Below are 19,205 nucleotides of genomic sequence, written 5' to 3' on the forward strand. Positions count from 1 at the left end.
CCTGAAACGGGGGCCTGAACGGCCGGCGGTCGCCCTGCGCGACCGCCGGCCGTTTGCATTGGGCGGGCCTGTTTTGGGAATCGTTACACTGGCGTCTGACCCCTGCGACATTCCTGCTCGCGCCTTCACCGCCCTGATGACGACAACCTCCCCTTCCACCCAGTTCCTCCCTGCCGGCTTCGTTCCCACCGAGGAACAGAAAAGGATCCAGGCCTCGCGGAACCGGACCAGCCTTGTGATCGCCAACGCGGGGGCCGCCAAGACGACGACCCTGGCCTTGCGCATCGGCGAAGCGCTGGCCAGGGGGTTGCCGCCCGAAGACATCCTTGCCCTGACCTTCACCGACGAAGCCCGGCAGGTGCTGCAAGCGCGCCTGACGGAAGTCGGCATCGCCTACAACACGGCCAAGCGGGTCAACGTGCAAACCGTTGAAGATTTCTCGCGCCGCGTCCTGTCCGGCATCGAGGACGGCAAGCCTGAACCGTTGCCCTCCACGCGCCAACAGCAAGACTATGCGCTGTCCGTGCTGGAGAACGTGGCGAACAACCATCCGCAGTACGTCGACCTGCTGGATATCCGCACCCACAACACAGCCGTCAGCCAGTTCCTGGACAACCTGCTGAAGCTCAAAGCCACGATGACGCTCGCGCCGGACGGCGGCGACGATCCCATCTACGCGGCAGAAACCTTGAGGCTGCCGCTGACGGACTACCTGTGGGCCGTCGAATACGAGAAGCAGCGCGTGGACGTGTTCGGCTATGTCGACGCCCGCGGCTTTTTCGACGCGACTTATGACCTGGCCTGCCGGCTGCGGTCCAACCCGGATTCTCGTCTTGATCTGCCTCGCTACAAGCTGGTGGTGTGCGACGAATTGCATGACATGAACGAAGCCTCGTTCTGCATTGTTGAAGCCCTGGTCAGCATCGACACCACCTACTTCGTCGGCGTGGGCGACAAGGACCAGGTCATCTATTCCCATTTGGGCGCCGACGAAGCGTTTCTGCAATATCGCATCGCATCCAGCTTTGCGGACTGCGCCAGCTTTCCGTTGACGATGACCTACCGCCATGGGCCGCATCTGGCCTACGCCATGGAAGCGTTCAAACAGAAACCCGTCGACTCGAATCTGCCTGTCCGCACGGATATCCACGAACGGACGTACGCCGGCACGCCGGGCGCCTGCGGCGCCGAAGTCGTCAAAGCGGTTATTCAATGGAAGCAGGATGGCGAGAAACTGGAAAACTGCTGCATCCTGTTCCGCGATGCCCACCAGTCCATCGAAATAGAAAACGCGCTGATGAACGCCGGCGTGCAATACCGCACGCTGACGATGGACAGCTACTTGTTGCGCGAAGAGATCCTGTTCCTGCGCGGCATGATCGCCATTGCGCTGGACGACTTCCATCACGTCGCGTCTCCGAAGACGCGCGAGGCCATCGTGGAAGCGCTGGCCACGTTCGCGGAAGTCCCGCTGGAACCGGACGAACTCCGCGAAGCCAAAGCCACCCTGGCCAAGGAACCGTCGGCGCTGAAGCATTTCTTCGACGGCCAGATCCAGCGCGTAGGCAGCCTCTCGGCCCGTACCCGCATCGCGGATGCCGTGTCATACCTGCGCGGCCTGCCCGCCGACTCGCTGGCTCACGCCGCGCTGGAGAAAGTCTGCGACATCATGGACATGGAGAAATTGGCCAAACGCCTCTACATCCATCCCTACGAAGCATCGGTCGTGACCAAGTCGGTCAACGGGTTCATCACCACCGCCCGGGATTCCGCAAAGACGCTGAATCAATTCTCCGAATGGATCGGCGCGGCCGAAGCCTTTGCCGGTGGACGTCCCGGGAAAAACGCGGTCTTGATGGACTGCATCGTGAATGTGAAAGGCAAGGAATTCGAACACGTCGTCCTGCCGTTCCTGGACGCAGGCGAATTTCCGAATCCGCTGCGGGAATCAGGGGAAGAAGAGAATCTGTTCTACGTGGCGGCGACACGGACGAAAACGCGATTGACGCTCGTTTCGTCGGAAGAGGTTGCGCGGCGGAGCGTGTTTATCGAACGGATGCAGCTGGCGGCGATTCAGAAGCGGGCGGACACCGCTGTGCGTCGAAATACGGCGGCCCCTGCGCAGGCGGTTGGACACCGGGATCTTCGGGTCGCGTATGAGAATAAGGATGTGGTGAAGGCGCTGGGAGCACAGTGGGATAAGACCAGGAAGGTCTGGTATGTGCCCGCCAACCTGGACCCGGAGCCCTTCAGGCAGTGGTTCGCAGATTGATCATCAGGGACTGATGCGGTGGGCCAGTATGTGTCTGCCGCTATCGGTGGAAAAAGCCACGAGGTTTCTGTCAGTGACGCCAGGGATCGATCACGTTGATTCCGCAGTCGATAAAGTCTTTGACGTTACGTGTCGCCAGGCTCGCTCCCCGCGATCGAGCAATGGCTGCGATCATTGCGTCAAACTGGCTGACGGGTCTTCCTGCCGCTCGGCGCTCGGCGGCAATTTCCGCATACGCATCGGCGGCATCACCATCAAAGCTAAGTACCTGACCCACCATATCTGACGCAAAGATCGCCAGCACGGCTTGCAGAAGCAAGCCCCTGCGCTGCCCTTCAGGCAACAACCGGACGCCATAGAGCAATTCGCCCCGCGTGATGGTCGTGGTGAACAGCGCCGCTCGCGGCTGCGTCTCAAGCCAATTGATGACGCGGGTCTCGGGCGCTGGCCGCAAAATTTCTGAAATGACGTTGGTATCCAGGATGATCATGCCAGCTCCGGCGGCGTGCGTATGGGGTCACGCGCCGGAAGATCCAGCTCCAGGCCCCCCAACGGCGCAACGCGTGCACGGATCGCCCCGACGAGCGAAAGGCCACGGGGAGGTTCTGTAGAAAGGGCCGCCCGCAGGATGTCACGAGCCTCGTCTTCCATCGAACGCCCGTGCTGCGCCGCCTGGACTCGCAGGCGAGCCTTGAGCTGGTCATCAATATTGCGGATGGTCATGGTCGCCATGGGAAGCCTCCATTAGTCAATGACTGCATTTTAATCATTGCTGGATGGGGCCGCAACGCGCTGCGGTCCTGCCCGTTTATCATTGCAGGGTAGCGAGCAACGCCGAATGCGTTACTCTCCCCCTCCCCAATCATTCCCCGCAAGGAGCCCCCATGGCACAAGCCTCCGCCCGTCACATCCTCGTTTCCACCGAAGACAAGTGCAACGAACTCAAGACCGCCATTGAAAACGGCGCTGACTTCGCACAAGTCGCCAAGGAAAACTCCAGCTGCCCGTCGAGCCGTGACGGTGGCAACCTGGGTACCTTCGGCCCGGGCCAGATGGTCAAGGAATTCGACACCGTCGTGTTCAGCGCCCCGGTTGGCGTGGTCCAGGGCCCGGTGAAGACCCAGTTCGGTTATCACCTGGTTGAAGTGACCAGCCGCAAGGACTAAGTCCCGCTGCTGCACACGAAAAGGCCGCCGCCAGGGGAAACCCGGCGGCGGCCTTTTTTGGGTCAATCAGGGCCGGACCCGCCCCGTCATTCCTTCCCCGTCATCACCATGTGCGCCAGGGCGTCCGCATTCAGCCCGGCCACGTCGCGTTCGATGACTTTCACGCCGCTCTTCAGGATCGCCACGCGGTCCGCCAGCGCCACCACGTCGGCCATGTTGTGGCTGATCAGGATCACAGTGCGCCCTTCTTCGCGCAGCTTGCGCACCAGGTTCAGCACCAGCGCCGTTTCCTTGACGCCCAGCGCCGCGGTCGGTTCGTCCATGATGACGACGCGCGCGTCCCAGCGCAGCGCACGGGCGATGGCGACGGCCTGGCGTTGGCCACCCGACATGCGTTCGACCGGGCGGTCCATGTCTTCGATGGGCACGGACAGGCGTTGCAAATAGCCGCGCGCATCCAATGCCATGCGGCGCTTGTCCAGGACGCCGAGCGGCCCCACCCGACGCACCAGTTCGGCGCCCATGAAGACGTTTTCCCAAATGGACAGACGCGGCGCCAGCGCCAGGTCCTGATAGATCGTCGCGATGCCTTGCACCAGCGCGTCGTGAGGGGACCCGAACACGACTTTCTGGCCATTCAGGCTCAGTTCGCCGCCCGTGGGTGCTTGCGCGCCGGAGATGATGCGGATCAGCGTGGACTTGCCCGCGCCGTTGTCGCCGCAGATGGCCATGACGCGGCCTTCGGGCACGTCCAGATCGACGCCCTTCAAGGCCTCGACCGCCCCATAGGACTTGCGGATCTGGCGTAGCGACAACGCGGCGGTCATGGTGGTCACGGCGGTCACGACAATTACTTGGCTGCGGGTTGCAGGAATTTCTGGACGTTGGTGGCGTCCACCAGCACCGAATCCATGAACAGGTACGGGCCGGCGGCGACCTTGTCTTTGGGCTCCTTCTTCACCACGATGCGGTCGATGGCGTCGATGGCGCTTGTGCCCAGCTGTTCGAACGGGATCATCATGGTGGCGGTGATCAGGCTGTCGGGATCGGCGATGCGGCGGTAGGTTTCCGGGCCGCCGTCGACCGACACCAAGGTGATGTCGCCCTTTTTCATGCCCTGGGATTGCAGCAGGTCGTCGATGACGTAGGCCTGGCCGTCGAACGAGGCCCAGACGCCTTTGAACTGGCCTTGATGGCGCAGGAACAGGGCTTGCATGCCGTTGCGCACGTCGTCGCGCCAGCTTTGCGTGCGGGCCATGCTGAACTTGGCCAGGTCTTTGACGGCGGTGTTTTCCGTCAGGACGGCGTCCAGCATCTTGCCGCGGATGCGCGTGCCGGAGTTGCCGTCGAAGCGGGCGGACAGGATATTGCCCTGGTAGCCCATCTTGCCCAGCAGATACAGCACCGACTGCGCGCCGGTTGCGTATTCGTTGACTTCGACGTCGAACAGCATGTGCGGGCTGGCGCCGGACATCACGCCCACGACGGGGATGCCTTTCTCTTTGGCGGCTTGCAATTGGGCATCGGTTTCCACCGGTTTGCCCATGGCAATGACAATGGCGTCGACCTTCTTGTTGACCAGGGTGTCCAGCTGTTCGGCCAGTTTGGGCAGCGAGCCTTCGGCGTTCAGTTGCGTGACGGTCCAGCCTTTGGCGCGGGCAGCCTCGGCGGCGGCATTGGCCACGCGGGCGTGCGTTTCGGACGACATCTGGAAGGCGACGATGCCAACGTCAAAGGCGTAGGCAGCGCTGGCCACCAGCGATTGCAGGGCGAACGCGCTGGCCAGCAGCGTGCGCTTCAAGGTTTTGGTCATGGTGTTTTCCCCTTCGGATCAGAATTTGAAGGCCGCTTTCTTCAGCACGGCCGATGACACCGCGACGGACGCGATCATGATGAAGCCCAGCACGATGTCCTGCACGTAGTACGGCGCGCCCATCAGGACCAGGCCATTGCCCAGCACTTTCAGGATCAGGGCGGCGACGAGCGTGCCGGGGATGTTGGCATGGCCAGGGTTGAACATGGTCATGCCCAGCAACACGGCGGCGATCGCATACAGGAAGTAGTCGCCGGCCATGTTGGGCGCGGCGGACGACAGGCTGGAGGTCAGCAGCACGGCGGCCAGGCCCGCGCAAAGGCCGGACAGCGCCAGGCCAATGCTTTTCATGGCCCGGATGTTGATGCCGGCGAGCCGCGCGGATTCGCCCGCTTCGCCGGTGGCCGTCATGCGGGCGCCGGTGCGGGTCCACTTGATCAGGAAATAGGCCACCAGCACCGCGCCCAGCATCCACAACACCAGCGCAGGAACGCCGAAGGGCTTGGCGCGCGCCAAGTCTGTGAAGGTGGCGGGCCAACGGCCGACGTAGGACACGCCGTCGGTCAGCATGAAGGCGAAGCCGCGCGCCATGGCGGCCATGCCCAGGGTGGCGATCAAGGACGGGACGCGCAGGCGGGTGACGGCGATGCCGTTGACCAGGCCGCAAAGCAGGCCGACGCCCAGGCCCGCCGCGATGGCGATCAACACCGGCTGACCCGTGTGCACCAGGGCGCCCGTGACGACGGCCGCAAGACTGGCGACGTCAGCCACCGACAGGTCCAGTTCGGCGGTCACCAGCGCCAGCGTGAAGCCGATGGCGATGATGGCCAGGAAGCTGGTTTCCTTGGCGATGTTCAACAGATTGTTCGGTGCCGCGAAATTCGGGGCGGCGATTGCGAAGAAGCCCACCAGGACCAATCCCGCGATTGCCGTGCCGTACTTTTCCAGGATGCCGCGCATCGACTCAACCCTTGCTGCGTTGGTATTCGTTGTAGTGCAAGGGTTATCCACCGCCTGCCGGGCGTTCGCGCCCTGATGGCGTAGGAGTTTATACCCGGGCGGTGCGCCACCGGGCCGTCAGCCCGCGCCAGCGCACCTAGGGTTTCTACGGCAACCGCATTCCGGCCAGGGCGTGCGACACCGGCGTCAGCGCCGCTTCCGCTGCGCGGAACTGGGCGTATAGCTGGCGATAAACGGCGCTGCGGTCGGCCTGGGGTTCGTAGCGGTGCGCGGTGCGGACCAGCGCGTCCTGCGCCTGGGCGAAGCTGCCGTAGCGCCCCAGCGCCGTCCAGCCGGCCACGGCCGCGCCGACGACACCGGGTTGTTCCGCTTGGCCGACGACGACAGCGCGTTTGCAGATGTCGGCCTTGACCTGGCACCACTGCGGACTGGACGCCGCACCGCCGCCAAAGCGGATTTCTCCAACCGGCGCGCCCAGGGCGGCCTCGGCGCGCTCCAGGACGGTGCGGTTCAGGAAAGCCACGCCCTCCAGCACAGCCCACGCCAGGTCGCCCGCGCCATGCCGCCGGTTCAGGCCAAGGAACGCCCCACGCAGGTGCGGATCCCAGTACGGGACACGCTCGCCCTGCAGGTATGGCAGGAACAAGGCGGGCTGCGGGTCGCGGGGTGCGTTCAACAAGGCATCCATGGCGGTGCCCACGCCCGCCATGCCCTCGGCGCCCAGACGGCCCAGCAGCGGCAGCAGCCAGGCCACCGTGTCCGCGCCGTTCTGGCCGGGGCCGCCGATCTGGTGGCGGCCGTTGCCCCAGTCCACGGTCATCAGGCCCTGGGCCTGCACGGGTTCGGCGCCGACCGCGCCAAAGACTTCAGTCGTGCCCGAAATGTTGTAGGCGTAGCCCGCCCGCAAGGCGCCCAAGCCGGCCACTGCGGCCCAGGTGTCGTTCGCGCAAGCGACGACGCTGCGGCCCGCCAGACGGGCCAGTGCGCCCGGCAGGCCGTCTTGCACGGGGCCGACGATATCCAGGGGGCTCAGCAAGGGGGGCACCCAGGCGGGATCGGCGCCCAGGGCCGTCAGCAGATCGGGCCCTGCCGTGTGCCCCCGGGCCGCGGCAGCCAGGCGCGCCATCGAGACGGTATCGCTGGCCGCCCTGCCCGTCAGGCGGAAGTTCAGGTAGTCCTTGGGTTCCAGCACGGCGTGTACCCGCGCCGCATGCTGCGGCTCGGCGCGCAGCAGCCACGCCAGGCGCGCCCACGGGTGGAAGGCGTTGATCTGCTGGCTTTCGGGATGACCAGACGGCATGGCCGCCAACCATTCGGCCACGTTGGCGGCCGCGCGCGTATCGCGCCAGGTGATGGCGGGGCGGATAGCGGCGCCTTGCGCGTCGACGAAGACCTGTGTCCGCGTGACGCCGCAGATGGCAATCGCCTGCACGGCGTCGAAGGCAGCGCCGGCCTGGGCGGCCAAGGCGTCGGACAGCGATTGCAGGCCGCGCCACCAGGCGTCGGCATCGATATCGTCCCAACCCGGTCGCGGCCCCGCACCGGCAGGGCTGTCGATGGCGCAGGAATGGGCAATGCCGCCGCGTTCGTCCACGAGCGCCGCGCGAAAACGGGTACCGCCCAGGTCCACCGCCAGGACGTATCCCCTGCGGGGCGTTTGAGGGGAAGACGGGAGGGAAATCGTGCTGTCGGACATAGCGGCCGATTGTATTTCAGCCTGCTGTTCCAAAGTCGCCCGCATCAAGTATTCTCGGCAGACGCCACCCGGCGTGTTGCAAGTTGCCCAAGCGTTACCCCTTCAACAAGAACGGAGACGACGATGAGCGGTTACTTTGTACTGAAGCGCAGCGGGACGCAGTTCATGTTCAATCTGCACGCGGGTAATCACGAGGTGATCCTGACCAGCGAGCCATACACGACCAAGGCCTCGGCCGAAGGCGGCATTGCCGCGGTGCAGAAATATTCGTCCGACGAGGCGCGCTACATGCGCAAGACGGCGAAAGACGGCTCGCACTACTTCACGCTGGTGGCGGCGAACGGCGAATCAGTCGGGCGCAGCGAAATGTATTCGACGGCCCAGGCGCGGGACAAAGGCATCGAGTCCGTCAAGACGAACGGCCCCAAGTCGCCGACCAAAGACCAGACCTGACGGCGTTTTCGATCACGGCCGCCGCCCGCCATGGGCGGCGGCTTTCTATCGGGCGGCGACAACGCCTGACGCTCACGTTGCGCCGCAGCACCGTAAAGCCTATCAGTTGATAATTTCTGTTCAGGTGACAAGGCCAGGACCGTGCGACAGAATGGGCCGCACCCGGAGGAGACAGCCGGGGCCCATAAGAAAACACGAATCGTCCAAGGCCCATGAAGAAACGCAAAAACAATGTGATCATCACCTGCGCCATTACCGGCTCGGTGCACACGCCGTCGATGTCGCCGTACCTGCCGGTGACGCCCGACCAGATCGCGCAGTCGGCGCTGGAGGCGGCCGAGGCCGGCGCGGCAATCGTGCATCTGCATGCACGTGATCCCCAGACCGGCAGGCCCACCCAGGACCCTGCGCTGTACGCGCAGTTCCTGCCGCGCATCAAGGCCGCCAGCGATGTGGTCATCAACATCACCACCGGCGGTTCGCCCGTGCTGCCGGTCAGCGAACGCATGCTGCCCGCCACCACGTTCAAGCCCGAAGTGGCGTCGTTGAACATGGGGTCGATGAACTTCGGCATGTATGAATTGCTGGAACGCTTCAAGGAATTCAAGCACGACTGGGAACGCCCGTATCTGGAAGGCAGCAACGACCTGATCTTCAAGAACACGTTCAAGGACATCGAGCACATCCTGACGGCTTGCAGCGACAACGGCACCCGCTTCGAGATCGAGTGCTACGACATCGGCCACCTGTACACGGCGGCGCACTTCGTGGACAAGGGCCTGCTGAAGCCGCCCTTCCTGATCCAGTCCGTCTTCGGCATCCGCGGCGGCATCGGCACGCACCCCGAAGACGTGATGATGATGCGCCGCACGGCCGACCGCCTGTTCGGCGACGACTACCGGTGGTCGGTGCTGGCCGCCGGACGCAAACAGACGCCGCTGGCCACTCAAGCCGCGACGATGGGCGGCTATGTGCGCGTGGGCCTGGAGGATTCGTTGTGGGACGGGCCGGGCGAACTGGCGCATTCAAACGCGGATCAGGTGCGGCGCATCCGCCGCATTCTTGAAGACCTGTCGCTGACCATCGCCACGCCGGACGACGCGCGCGAGATCCTGCAACTGAAAGGCCGGGACAACGTCGCGTTCTGACGCGGTGCCGGAACCACACCAAAACCCTCGCGGGGAGACACATCATGAAGAAGACCTTGAACGCGGCCGTGGCCGCCGCATTGCTGAGCCTGGGTGGCGCCGCCAGCGCCGATGACGGCGTGATCCGCATCGGTTTCATCACCGACATGTCGGGCCTGTCGGCGGATGCCGATGGCCCCGGAGGCGCCGAGGCCATCAAGATGGCGGTGGCCGACATGGGCGGCGCCGTGGCGGGCAAGAAGATCGAAGTGCTGGTGGCCGACCACCAGAACCGCGCCGACATCGCCTCGTCCCGCGCCCGGGAATGGCTGGACCAGAAAGGCGTCGACATGCTGATCGCTGGCGCCAACTCCGCGGCCGCGCTTGCGATGGCGAAGGTGGCCGAAGAGAAGAAGACGCCGTTCTTCGTGGTCAGCGCCGGCGCGTCAGAACTGACCAATGCACAATGCACGCCCTACACGGTGCATTACGTTTACGACACGGTGTCGCTGTCGCGCGGCACGGCCCGCGCGATGCTGAAGGAAGGCAACAAGGACTGGTTCTTCCTGACGGTGGACCACGCCTTCGGCCACGCGCTGGAGCGCGATGCGTCGGCAGTCGTGCAGGCCGATGGCGGCCAGGTGAAGGGCCGCGTGCGGCACCCGTTGAACTCGGCGGATTTCTCGTCGTTCATCCTGCAGGCGCAGGCATCCGGCGCGACCGTGCTGGGGCTGGCCAATTCGGCCAACGACACCAGCAACGCAGTCAAGGCTGCGGCGGAATTCGGCCTGACGCCCAGGATGAAGATCGCCGGCCTGCTGGTGCTGATCACCGATATCCACGCGTTGGGCCTGGCCGCGGCGCAAGACATGTACCTGACCACGGCGTGGTACTGGGACCAGGACGACGCGTCGCGCAAATGGGCCGCGCGCTTTGAAGAACGCATGAAGAAGAAGCCATCCATGCTGCAGGCGGGCGACTACTCCGTGACGACCACCTACCTGAAGGCGGTGCAGGCCACCGGCACCACCGATGGCGACACGATCATGAAATGGCTGAAAGCCAACCCCGTGAACGACTTCTTCGCCAAGGACGCCCACATCCGCGCCGATGGCCTGATGGTGCACGACATGTACCTGATGCAGGTGAAGAAGCCGTCTGAATCCAAGGGTCCGTGGGACTACTACAAGCTGATCGCGCAGATTCCCGGCGACCAGATCTACACGTCGCCGCAGGCGTCCACCTGCCGCCTGATGAAACCCTGATCCAATCGCATCCCGGGAAAACCTCATGAACCAGCAAGACCTTACCGCCCTGCCGGTGGACCTGAGCGGCCGCCGCGTCATCATCACCGCCGGTGCGGCGGGCATCGGCGCGGCCCTGGCCGACGCCTTCGCCGACCGCGGTGCCCGCGTCCACCTGTGCGACGTGGACAAGGCCGCCCTGGCGGCCAGCCGCCACGCCTGCGACCACGCCGACGTCAGCCGCCGCGAAGACATCGACCGCTACATGGAGACCGCGCTGGCGCATCTGGGCGGGCTGGACGTGCTGGTGAACAACGCCGGCATCGCCGGCCCCACGGCCAGCATTACCGATATCCAGCCCGACGACCTGAGCGCCACGCTGGACATCAACCTGGCCTCGCAATTCCATACCGTGCGCCACGCGGTGCCCGCGCTACGCCAGGCGGGCGGCGGCACCATTATCAACATCAGTTCGGTAGCCGGCCGCATGGGCATCCCGATGCGCACGCCGTATACCGCGACCAAATGGGGCGTGGTCGGGCTGACACGGTCGCTGGCGGTGGAGCTGGGCGGATATGGCATCCGCGTGAACGCCCTGCTGCCGGGGCTGGTGGCGGGCCCGCGCATCGACCGCGTGATCGCCGCCCGCGCCCGCAACATGGGGCTGACGGTGGAAGAGGAAACCAAGCTGGAGCTGGCCGGCGTCAGCCTGCACCAGTTCGTGCGCGCCGCCGACATTGCAAACATGGCGCTGTTCCTGGCCAGCCCTTACGGTGCAATGATCAGCGGGCAGGCCATCAGCATCGACGGCGACCTGCAGTCCTTGCCATGGCAACCGCCAGCCGACTGATGCGCTAGCCGATCAGCTGGATCGTGTCCGCATAGACACCCGTGCGGCGCGCCTGGGCCGTGGCATGCAGCGCCCCCAGGAGCCGCTCGGTCAGCTCCTGGTTCTGCCCATCCTTGCGGGTGATCAGCACGAACTCGAACCACTGTCGCGACGCCAGCGGCAGCGCCACCAGGTCGGGGTAGACAGACGCGATGTCGGATGCCGAAAGCGCGTTGACCAGGCTGATGCCCTTCACGGCCCGGACGGTGCCCGGCACCAGCGTCATGTGCGCCTGCATGCCGAATTCCAACTGCGTCGAATCGCCGGTGTCGCCTTGCGCCACCACGTAGTCGGACCATAGCGGCTTGACGAACGTGTCAGGCGCGATATCCGCCACCGCCACCACGCCGCGCCCGGCCAGCGGATGGTCGCGATGGGCGATGGCCATGACGTCGGTGCGCAGGAATGGCGTGAAGTTCAGGCGCGGGCTATCGCCCCCGACCGCGCCCAGGCCGAAATCCGCGCGCATGGTCTCTACCGCGCTGATCAGTTGCACTGACGATTCCACGTCGACCGAAAACGGCCGCGTCCCGTGCTCGTCCAGGTAGCGCTTTACCGCTTCGGGCGCATAGCAGAGCGCCAGCGCCGGCGACGACGCGATGCGCAAGCCACGGCCGCCGAACTGCTCGATGCTGTGCAGGGCTTCGTCGATGCGCACCAGTTCGTCCAGCACGAACTTGGCTTCGGTGTACAGGTACTGGCCTGCCTCGGTGGGCCGCAGGGTCTTGTGCGAACGGTCGAACAGCTGCACGCCCGTAGCGCTTTCCAGGCGCGACACCCCGTGGCTGATCGCCGGCTGCGTCAGGTTCATCACCTGCGCCGCCTGGCGCGTCGATCCGGTCATGACGACCGTATAGAAGATCCGCAGATCGTGGATGTTGAAGTTGCGCTTCATGCCCCTGAGCCCTCTCCATGGAAGAAGCGGCCGGCTTTGCGCCAGTCGCTCTCCGGAGCCTGATTCTAGGCCCTGCGCGCGGATGTGCCTATTGCGCCACGCGCTGTATTTCCGGCGACTCCCACTTGCCTTCCAGCATGGCCGGCTTCGGCCAGTAGTACCGCATCGTCACCATGAATGGGCCTTCCGGCGCGGGCAGCCAGTTGGATTCCTTGCCCTTGCCAGGGGATTTCGCCTGGATGTAGAGCGTCAGCCCGCCGTCCGCGTCCTTCTTCAAAGACGGCAGCATGGACGAATTGATCAGGTAGCGATTGATGGGGTTAGGCGCCAGCAACTGCTCGGGCAGCCGGTACATGGTCATGGACCAGAAGGCGTTGACGGGCGGCAGGCTGCGCGGCGCGAAGCGCAGCGTGTAGGCGTATTTACCGTCCAGCTCCTGGCCGCGGCTGTCCTTTTCCAGCACCGGATACAGCGCTTCCTCGCGGCTGTTGGTGCCAATGCCGACCTGCGTGCCGGTGGCGCGCGACAGATAGTCGTTCTTCAGCGTATTACGGTCGCCGAATAGCGTGTCGGTCTTGCCGGCCAGCGCCGCGCGGTTCTTGTCGATGTCGTTCTGCGCCGTGTGCATGCCTTCCTGCAACGCGCGTCGCAACGCGGGGTTCATGCCCTCGGTCTTGAAGGGCTGCCCCGGTTTCAAGCCGATGCTGGCGAAACGGTCGCGCAGCCATTTCTCGGTCGGGTGGGTGGGCGCAAATTGCAGCAGGAATGCTAGCTGGTTGTAGAACTCCAGCGACGAGCGCATTTCCCCTGCCGGCACCGGCGCAATCCAGTCCACCGCTGGCGGCGCGGGCGGCGCAGGACGCTTGGCGAAGGCCGACAGGGGCTGGATCTTGTAGCGTGCCTGGATGCGCTTGACGTTTTCAAGGTCCGAGGCGTTGAACAGCTGGGTGCGGCCCACCATGTTGACCAGTTCGGTTTCCGACTTGATCACCTTGGTGATGCCCTTGGGCACGCTGCCCTTCCATCGCGGGCCGGCGATCAGGTAGTTGCCGCCGCCGTTGCCTGTGGTGCGGCTGCCGATATAGGCGAAGTTATACGTGTACAGGTCCATCAATTGCAGGACGAAGTAACGGCGCTTTTCCATGGGAGGCACGGAAATGACGACGGGTTCGGCGCGCAAGTCCAGGATGGCGAAGGAATACGGCGTGTCGGCGTTGGGGGTGAGGAATGCGGTGTCTTCGGGCGTGAAGGCGCGAGCGATGTGGGTGACCGTGTTGGGTGGCCCCTTGTACTGCGGGTTGCTCTTGTCGATGCTGAACGCGTACATGGCCTGGTAGCTGGCAACCATGGGCGTGCCGTACAGATAGGCCTCGCGGGCGATGCTGCGCGCCTGCTGCCCGGTGACACCGTGGATGCCCACCGATTGCGACCCCGTCGCCTCGTCTGGCGATGTGAAGCTGCAGCCGGCCAGGCCGCCCGCCAGCAGCGCCGCGATGCACCATCGCGCCGGCTTGCCGCGCAGGACGGTGGAAAATCCAGTGCTACTCTGGCGGTCGCGCATGGTTGGCTCCAACACATGGGTGATGTTGGCAACGCCCTGATGGCGGCAGCGTCGCGGGCTAAGCAGGAAATCCGGAAGTGATTCTGGCATATTTCCCGGTGATCAAAAAGAACCGGTGCGGCAAGTTCAGCACCCATTCGCACAGGAGCAACATAACAGGCATGGACACGCGGAATGGAAATACGGACGACGAGAACGAATCGGGCGCAAATCTGCGAGCATCGTCGTACTACGTGCTGCAGGCCTCGCACCGCTGCGCCCACTGCGGAGCATCTACGCCCGTGTTCGCGCTGGCGGTACCGCCCGACCACGAAAGCACGGAAGGCGACATTGAGCGGGATGAGGACGGTGACAGCACCGGGCTAGACGCCGGCGCCTTCCACGAATGGCTGTTCAGCCCGGCGCAATGGCAGCGCATCGAGGGGCCGGCGCTGCTGTCGCAAGTCGGAATCCTGTCGGCGCCGGTCGTGCGCACCTTGCACGCACTGGCCCCCACCGTGCGGCAGAACCCCGACCGCAATGGCGAATGGACGAACTTCTGCGAACATTGCGGCAGCGCCGTGTGGGAAGGCGCGCTATACCCGACGCCAGGCCAGCCCTTCTGCCCCAAGGACGATGCGGCGGCGGCAGAGATCGCGGTGCAGGCAGTGGATGAACCGCTGGCGGCGTTTACCGCCATGTGCTGGACGGACGGCTACCGCAACAAATGGCCACTGTTCAAGCGCCTGGGCGTAGCGTGCAGCGAAGCGGAATGAACGCGGTGGAATGACGGTGGCGGATTTCGCCGCGGCCACCATCGCGCTTACGGTTCGGCAGCTTGCTGCCCCCATTCACCCGGGCTTTCCAGACGCTGCAGCGGAATCTCCACAATGGCGCTTTCCGTGGCACGCGCATCGGTGGTCAGATGCTGGATCAGGTCCACCGTGGTGGACCGCCGCGTCAGCATCAGGCAGGTGACTTCCTCTGCGACGACGCGGGTCGCATGCCAGCAACCCGGCCGCATGCAGATGCCTTGCCCTTGCGGCACGCGAAAGGCGGCAAGCGTCGCCAGGTCCGGGCTGCCGTCGGCAGCGCTTTTGGCCACCACCTGGATGATCTGGCCCGTCAGCGGCACGATGGCCTGTTGCGTCAGCAGATGCTTTTCCAGGTTGGCGATTTCCACGGACGGGCTGCGGTAGTTGACCCAAAGCAGTTCGGCGTCGCCGCCCGCCCCCGTGTTGAACACGTGCTCCTGCCAAAAATCCGTGGCCGGATTGGAAAACAGCGGCACGCCATTGCCGTCGGGCATGGGCTTGCCCAGCATCCAGCCATAACCCGAAAAGGCCTGCGGCGTCAGGTCATTGACGACCAATTGCGAGTTGCTTGTCATGCGGAACCCTGTGATGGCTTCGGAAGCGCGCTGCGTTTGGGGAATTCGGCGTCGTAATCGAAATCGCCGCGCGCGATGGCCTCCAGGATGGCCAACCGGCGATCGGCGGCGCGTTTCAGGTTGGCGGCGGTGGGCTTGACGCGGATGCGTTCAACGCAGTGCCTGCCGTCATGGAAGAAGCCGATCTCGATGGACGATTCGGACGCGGGCCTGACCCCATCGAACCCCTGGCTCATCGCCGTTCCCGTTGTGGTTGCTGATGGGCGACATGATATCGCTTCGTTACTATGGCGGCACGCCCACCCACAAAAGGATGCGCAACATGGCTACCGATCTGTCGTCGCACTATGTCTTGCTGGACGCCTCCGGCGCGGCTTCCACCGTCAACGGCGGGAAGGCGTTCTGGTCCCAGCCCCCCGAAGAACTGGACCGCTACGGCCGCGGCTGGCTGGTGTCGGAATACACCTTCGCCGCCGACTGGCCGCAATGGGAGATGCACCCTGAAGCGGACGAGGTCGTGCGCCTGATGTCGGGCGCGGCCGAACTGCATCTGGAATGGCCGACGGGCATCCAGGCGGTGAAAATGCTGGGCGGCGACGCCTACGTGATCCCGAAAGGCGCCTGGCACACGGTGAAGGTGATCGAGCCCTGTCGCATGCTGCACATCACCATGGGCGCAGGCACGCAGCATCGGCCGCTGTAGCGGTCAACCGGGCGCGCCGGCGGTCCGCGCACGCGTGATTTCGCGGTCGTCTATGGGCCAGTGCAGCATGGCCGACAAGACGCCCAGCGCCATCGCGACCAGCCAGATCAGGTCATAGGACCGGGTGGCCTCGAACACGATGCCACCCAGCCACACGCCCAGGAACGAACCCAGCTGATGTCCGAAAAACACGAAGCCGAACAGCGTGGTGAGGTAGCGCACACCGAATACCTGCGCGATCAACCCGTTGGTCAGGGGCACCGTGCCCAGCCAGATGAAGCCCATGACGGCCGCGAAGGCATAGACGGTCCAAGTGGATAGCGGCAGCAACACGAACAGCGCGATGGCCGCGGTGCGCACCAGATAGATGCCGGCCAGCAGGTACTTGCGGCGATGGCGCGCGCCCAGGATGCCGCAGACGTACGTTCCCATTACGTTGGTCAGCGCGATGATCGCCAGCGCCCCTACCGCGTCGGACGCGCGCAGACCCTTGTCCATCAGATACGCGGGCAAATGCGTGCCGATGAACGCCAACTGGAAGCCGCAAGCCAGGAATCCCAGGTTCAACAACCAGAATCCAGGCTGGGCGAACGCTTCGCGGATGGATGCGCGCATGGACAGATCGGCATCCGGCGCGTCCGGCTCGTGCGCGGCGCGGGCCGGTTCGCGCAAGGGCCGGGCCAATGGCAGCACGATGGCGAGCAGCACCGCGAACACCAGCAAGGCGCTGACCCACCCCCAACCCCCGATTAGCGATTGCGCGGCTGGCACCATGATGAACTGGCCCAGCCCGCCCACGGCGCCCGCCACGCCAAGCGCCCAGCCCCGGCGTTCGGGCGGCACCAGCCGGCTCAGCGCGCCGAAGATGGCGGCGAACGCGGTGCCGGATAGCGCGATGCCGATGCACACGCCCGCCGTCAACAGGAAGGCGGCAGGCGTCGCCGCGTACGCCATGCCGACCAGTCCCAGCACGTAGCACACCAGCCCCCCGCCAATGACCTTGGCCGACCCGTACCGGTCGGCGATCATGCCGGTGAAGGGCTGGGCGACGCCCCAGGTCAGGTTCTGCACGGCCATCGCCATGGCGAAGGTTTCGCGGCTCCAGCCCCGGTCCATCGAAACCGGGAGCAGAAACAGCCCCTGCACGTGGCGCACGCCCAGGGCCAGGCCCATGACGATGCCGCCGGCAAGCACCAGCAGCCATAGCCGCGAGGCCTCCGGGTAAGACTTGGCAAGCGGGGACGGCATGGCGAAGCTCCTGTCTGGCGCTGCGCCCGGGATTCAATGGCGCCTGGCGTCCATTACAGAAGGGCCGGGCCCGGACTTCAACCGATTATTTTTTGTTCGCTGCATGCGCCGGGGGAATGTGACCCCCCACCTGCGCGGGCGCATGGACCGAAAACACCGAGCCTTTGCCCGGCGTGGACCGTAGCCGGATCTCAAAGCCCAGCAACCCGGTCAGCCGCCGCACGATGGCCAGCCCTAACCCCAGGCCCAGGCCCTGCCCCGCCGGCGTGTTGCCGACCCGCGTGAATTCATTGAAGACGGCGTCTTGCGCGTCGGGTGCGATGCCGACGCCCGTGTCCCACACCTGGATCAGCGCGCCCCCCTGCCGCGGGCGGGCGCACAGCAGCACGCCGCCCCGGGGCGTATACGACATCGCGTTGCTCAGCAGGTTATGCAGGATGCGGCGCAACAAGGTGGGATCGGTCTCCAGCACCAGATGCGTGGGCAGCACGGACAGACGCAAGCCTTGCGCCTGCGCCTGGGGTTCGAAATCCTGCCGCATCTCGTCGAACAGCGCGTCCAGGCTGACGGGGCGGCGTTCGATGCGCAGCAGGTGCGCGTCCATGCGGGACACGTCCAGCAAGCCGTCCAGCAGCCGGTTCAGGCTGGCCAGAACGGTTTGCTGGCGCTGCGCGACGTGCAGCACGTCCTGCGGCGTGGCGTCGCCCTGCTGGGCACGGCTGGCAAGGATGTCGGTGAACAGGCCCAGCGCATGCACGGGTTGGCGCAGGTCATGGCCGGCGGCTGCCAGGAAACGCGTCTTGGCCTGGTCGGCGGCCGCCACGCGGTCGCGTTCACGCTGCAGGTCGCCGATCAGGCCCAGGTTCTCGAACCGCAGCGACACGGTGGTCTTCAGGCTGCGGTAGGTGATGGCGCTGAAATACATGTTCACGCCCAGCAGGCAGAACGCGAATGCGGCATACACCAGATGCAGCGTGTCTGCCTGGATCAGGCAGGCCACGGTGAACGGCGCCAGCATGCCCAGCGCCGAACCCGCGTAGGCGGGCGGGTAGGCCGATAGCGACGGCACCGCACCGCTGCACATGCCGGCCAGCATCACGCAGCCGAACGCCAGCATCATGTCATCGTTCGACAGCACCGCCGCCAGGCCAGCCAGGCCCCATAGCACGCCGGACAACCACGACAGCACACAAAACGCCGAGACCCAGCCCTGCACGTCCGTTGCCGCGATCTGGCGCCGCAGGAAACGGCGGTTCACGACCACCCGCAACGCCGTCAGCAGGTACAACGCGGCAGCCCAGGCGGCCAGCAGCCAGACGGGCACGCTGGCGCGCATCACGTAGGCGACGGGGATGACGATGGCGAAGTTGGCGAACAGCACGCCGTAGGACTGCCGGTAAAGCAGGCGGGCCAATTCGGCCCGATGGGACGTGCCGGCGTCCTGGGAGGAAAGCGCAGAGGGCGGGGAGAGCGCGGCTGGGGCGATCATGCGCCTGATGAGTCCCTATAATGAAGCATCATTTTGACACAAATACTGCCCCCTTCCCGAGTAGCTTCATCCCCAAGCCTGCCCCGCTGCGCATCCTGCTTGGCCGACGACCACGGCATCATGCGCGAGGGCTTGAGGATGCTGCTTGCAGGCGTTGAGGCCCCCATCGGCGCCGTGGACGAGGCCGCCACCGGCGAACAGGTGCTGGCGCTGCTGGCGGCGCATTAACGTTTCCTGCTTTATCGTTACATTTGTCGTTTCATTGACTGCTACTGCTGGTTACAGTGCTGCCTTCCCCATTTTTGACAGGCACCTGACAT

General features: G+C 65.1%; 21 protein-coding genes. 9 read left to right on the forward strand and 12 right to left on the reverse strand.

Features of this window, described 5'->3' with window-relative positions:
* Positions 1 to 136: 136 nt before the first annotated feature.
* Entirely contained in the window at positions 137 to 2,272 is a 2,136-nt protein-coding gene (locus HG262_RS03205; RefSeq protein WP_169269663.1) for an ATP-dependent helicase, read from the forward strand.
* Positions 2,273 to 2,342: 70 nt separating this feature from the next.
* Here HG262_RS03205 and HG262_RS03210 read toward each other — a convergent pair whose 3' ends face one another.
* Entirely contained in the window at positions 2,343 to 2,762 is a 420-nt protein-coding gene (locus HG262_RS03210; RefSeq protein WP_169269664.1) for a type II toxin-antitoxin system VapC family toxin, read from the reverse strand.
* Entirely contained in the window at positions 2,759 to 3,004 is a 246-nt protein-coding gene (locus tag HG262_RS03215; protein ID WP_169269665.1) for a plasmid stabilization protein, read from the reverse strand. Before HG262_RS03215 ends, HG262_RS03210 begins: the two co-directional genes overlap by 4 nt.
* A gap of 152 nt (positions 3,005 to 3,156) precedes the next feature.
* Between HG262_RS03215 and HG262_RS03220 the strand changes: the two genes are divergently transcribed.
* Positions 3,157 to 3,438 (forward strand): peptidylprolyl isomerase, encoded by a 282-nt coding sequence (locus HG262_RS03220; protein ID WP_169269666.1) that lies wholly within the window; start codon positions 3,157 to 3,159, stop codon positions 3,436 to 3,438.
* An 86-nt stretch (positions 3,439 to 3,524) separates the two neighbouring features.
* On the opposite strand, the gene HG262_RS03225 is transcribed toward HG262_RS03220, so the two are convergent.
* From HG262_RS03225 to HG262_RS03240, 4 genes are all read right to left on the reverse strand, one after another.
* Positions 3,525 to 4,265: an ATP-binding cassette domain-containing protein gene (locus tag HG262_RS03225; protein ID WP_169269745.1), complete on the reverse strand. Its 741-nt coding sequence runs from the start codon at positions 4,263 to 4,265 to the stop codon at positions 3,525 to 3,527.
* A 23-nt stretch (positions 4,266 to 4,288) separates the two neighbouring features.
* Positions 4,289 to 5,251 carry a substrate-binding domain-containing protein gene (locus HG262_RS03230; protein ID WP_169269667.1) on the reverse strand — a complete coding sequence of 321 codons (963 nt, stop codon included), beginning with the start codon at positions 5,249 to 5,251 and terminating at the stop codon, positions 4,289 to 4,291.
* An 18-nt stretch (positions 5,252 to 5,269) separates the two neighbouring features.
* Positions 5,270 to 6,211: an ABC transporter permease gene (locus tag HG262_RS03235; RefSeq protein ID WP_169269668.1), complete on the reverse strand. Its 942-nt coding sequence runs from the start codon at positions 6,209 to 6,211 to the stop codon at positions 5,270 to 5,272.
* A 145-nt stretch (positions 6,212 to 6,356) separates the two neighbouring features.
* Positions 6,357 to 7,907, reverse strand: coding sequence for an FGGY-family carbohydrate kinase (locus HG262_RS03240; protein ID WP_169269669.1), 1,551 nt, complete (start codon positions 7,905 to 7,907; stop codon positions 6,357 to 6,359).
* 123 nt (positions 7,908 to 8,030) lie between these two features.
* Here HG262_RS03240 and HG262_RS03245 point away from each other — a divergent pair, with 123 nt between their 5' ends.
* The 4 genes from HG262_RS03245 to HG262_RS03260 all read left to right on the forward strand — a co-directional run bounded on the left by HG262_RS03245 (position 8,031) and on the right by HG262_RS03260 (position 11,581).
* Positions 8,031 to 8,360 (forward strand): YegP family protein, encoded by a 330-nt coding sequence (locus tag HG262_RS03245; RefSeq protein WP_169269670.1) that lies wholly within the window; start codon positions 8,031 to 8,033, stop codon positions 8,358 to 8,360.
* Between the two features lie 212 nt (positions 8,361 to 8,572).
* Positions 8,573 to 9,508: a 3-keto-5-aminohexanoate cleavage protein gene (locus HG262_RS03250; RefSeq protein ID WP_169269671.1), complete on the forward strand. Its 936-nt coding sequence runs from the start codon at positions 8,573 to 8,575 to the stop codon at positions 9,506 to 9,508.
* 44 nt (positions 9,509 to 9,552) lie between these two features.
* The gene (locus HG262_RS03255; protein WP_169269672.1) at positions 9,553 to 10,752 is read left to right on the forward strand and encodes an ABC transporter substrate-binding protein; all 1,200 of its coding nucleotides are present in this window, start codon (positions 9,553 to 9,555) and stop codon (positions 10,750 to 10,752) included.
* Positions 10,753 to 10,777: 25 nt separating this feature from the next.
* The gene (locus tag HG262_RS03260) at positions 10,778 to 11,581 is read left to right on the forward strand and encodes an SDR family oxidoreductase (RefSeq protein ID WP_169269673.1); all 804 of its coding nucleotides are present in this window, start codon (positions 10,778 to 10,780) and stop codon (positions 11,579 to 11,581) included.
* 4 nt (positions 11,582 to 11,585) lie between these two features.
* On the opposite strand, the gene HG262_RS03265 is transcribed toward HG262_RS03260, so the two are convergent.
* A complete protein-coding gene (locus HG262_RS03265; protein WP_169269674.1) occupies positions 11,586 to 12,515 on the reverse strand; it encodes a LysR family transcriptional regulator in 930 nt (309 codons plus the stop codon).
* Positions 12,516 to 12,603: 88 nt separating this feature from the next.
* Positions 12,604 to 14,076, reverse strand: coding sequence for a DUF1254 domain-containing protein (locus HG262_RS03270; protein ID WP_169269675.1), 1,473 nt, complete (start codon positions 14,074 to 14,076; stop codon positions 12,604 to 12,606).
* 161 nt (positions 14,077 to 14,237) lie between these two features.
* Here HG262_RS03270 and HG262_RS03275 point away from each other — a divergent pair, with 161 nt between their 5' ends.
* The gene (locus HG262_RS03275; protein WP_169269676.1) at positions 14,238 to 14,831 is read left to right on the forward strand and encodes a hypothetical protein; all 594 of its coding nucleotides are present in this window, start codon (positions 14,238 to 14,240) and stop codon (positions 14,829 to 14,831) included.
* A 47-nt stretch (positions 14,832 to 14,878) separates the two neighbouring features.
* On the opposite strand, the gene HG262_RS03280 is transcribed toward HG262_RS03275, so the two are convergent.
* Positions 14,879 to 15,445 carry an ureidoglycolate lyase gene (locus HG262_RS03280; RefSeq protein ID WP_169269677.1) on the reverse strand — a complete coding sequence of 189 codons (567 nt, stop codon included), beginning with the start codon at positions 15,443 to 15,445 and terminating at the stop codon, positions 14,879 to 14,881.
* Positions 15,442 to 15,681 carry a DUF3596 domain-containing protein gene (locus HG262_RS03285; protein ID WP_169269678.1) on the reverse strand — a complete coding sequence of 80 codons (240 nt, stop codon included), beginning with the start codon at positions 15,679 to 15,681 and terminating at the stop codon, positions 15,442 to 15,444. Before HG262_RS03285 ends, HG262_RS03280 begins: the two co-directional genes overlap by 4 nt.
* Positions 15,682 to 15,767: 86 nt before the next feature.
* Here HG262_RS03285 and HG262_RS03290 point away from each other — a divergent pair, with 86 nt between their 5' ends.
* Positions 15,768 to 16,148 carry a cupin domain-containing protein gene (locus HG262_RS03290; protein ID WP_169269679.1) on the forward strand — a complete coding sequence of 127 codons (381 nt, stop codon included), beginning with the start codon at positions 15,768 to 15,770 and terminating at the stop codon, positions 16,146 to 16,148.
* Positions 16,149 to 16,151: 3 nt separating this feature from the next.
* Here HG262_RS03290 and HG262_RS03295 read toward each other — a convergent pair whose 3' ends face one another.
* Both HG262_RS03295 and HG262_RS03300 read right to left on the reverse strand, forming a co-directional pair.
* The gene (locus HG262_RS03295) at positions 16,152 to 17,396 is read right to left on the reverse strand and encodes an MFS transporter (RefSeq protein ID WP_169269680.1); all 1,245 of its coding nucleotides are present in this window, start codon (positions 17,394 to 17,396) and stop codon (positions 16,152 to 16,154) included.
* An 85-nt stretch (positions 17,397 to 17,481) separates the two neighbouring features.
* On the reverse strand, positions 17,482 to 18,885 hold the full coding sequence (locus HG262_RS03300; RefSeq protein ID WP_169269681.1) for a HAMP domain-containing sensor histidine kinase: 1,404 nt from the start codon (positions 18,883 to 18,885) through the stop codon (positions 17,482 to 17,484).
* A gap of 99 nt (positions 18,886 to 18,984) precedes the next feature.
* Here HG262_RS03300 and HG262_RS31120 point away from each other — a divergent pair, with 99 nt between their 5' ends.
* Complete coding sequence (locus HG262_RS31120; protein WP_282436991.1) at positions 18,985 to 19,113, forward strand: hypothetical protein; 129 nt, start codon at positions 18,985 to 18,987, stop codon at positions 19,111 to 19,113.
* Positions 19,114 to 19,205: the final 92 nt, after the last annotated feature.

The sequence above is a fragment of the Achromobacter sp. Bel genome, assembly GCF_012928505.1.
Taxonomy (GTDB): domain Bacteria; phylum Pseudomonadota; class Gammaproteobacteria; order Burkholderiales; family Burkholderiaceae_B; genus Achromobacter.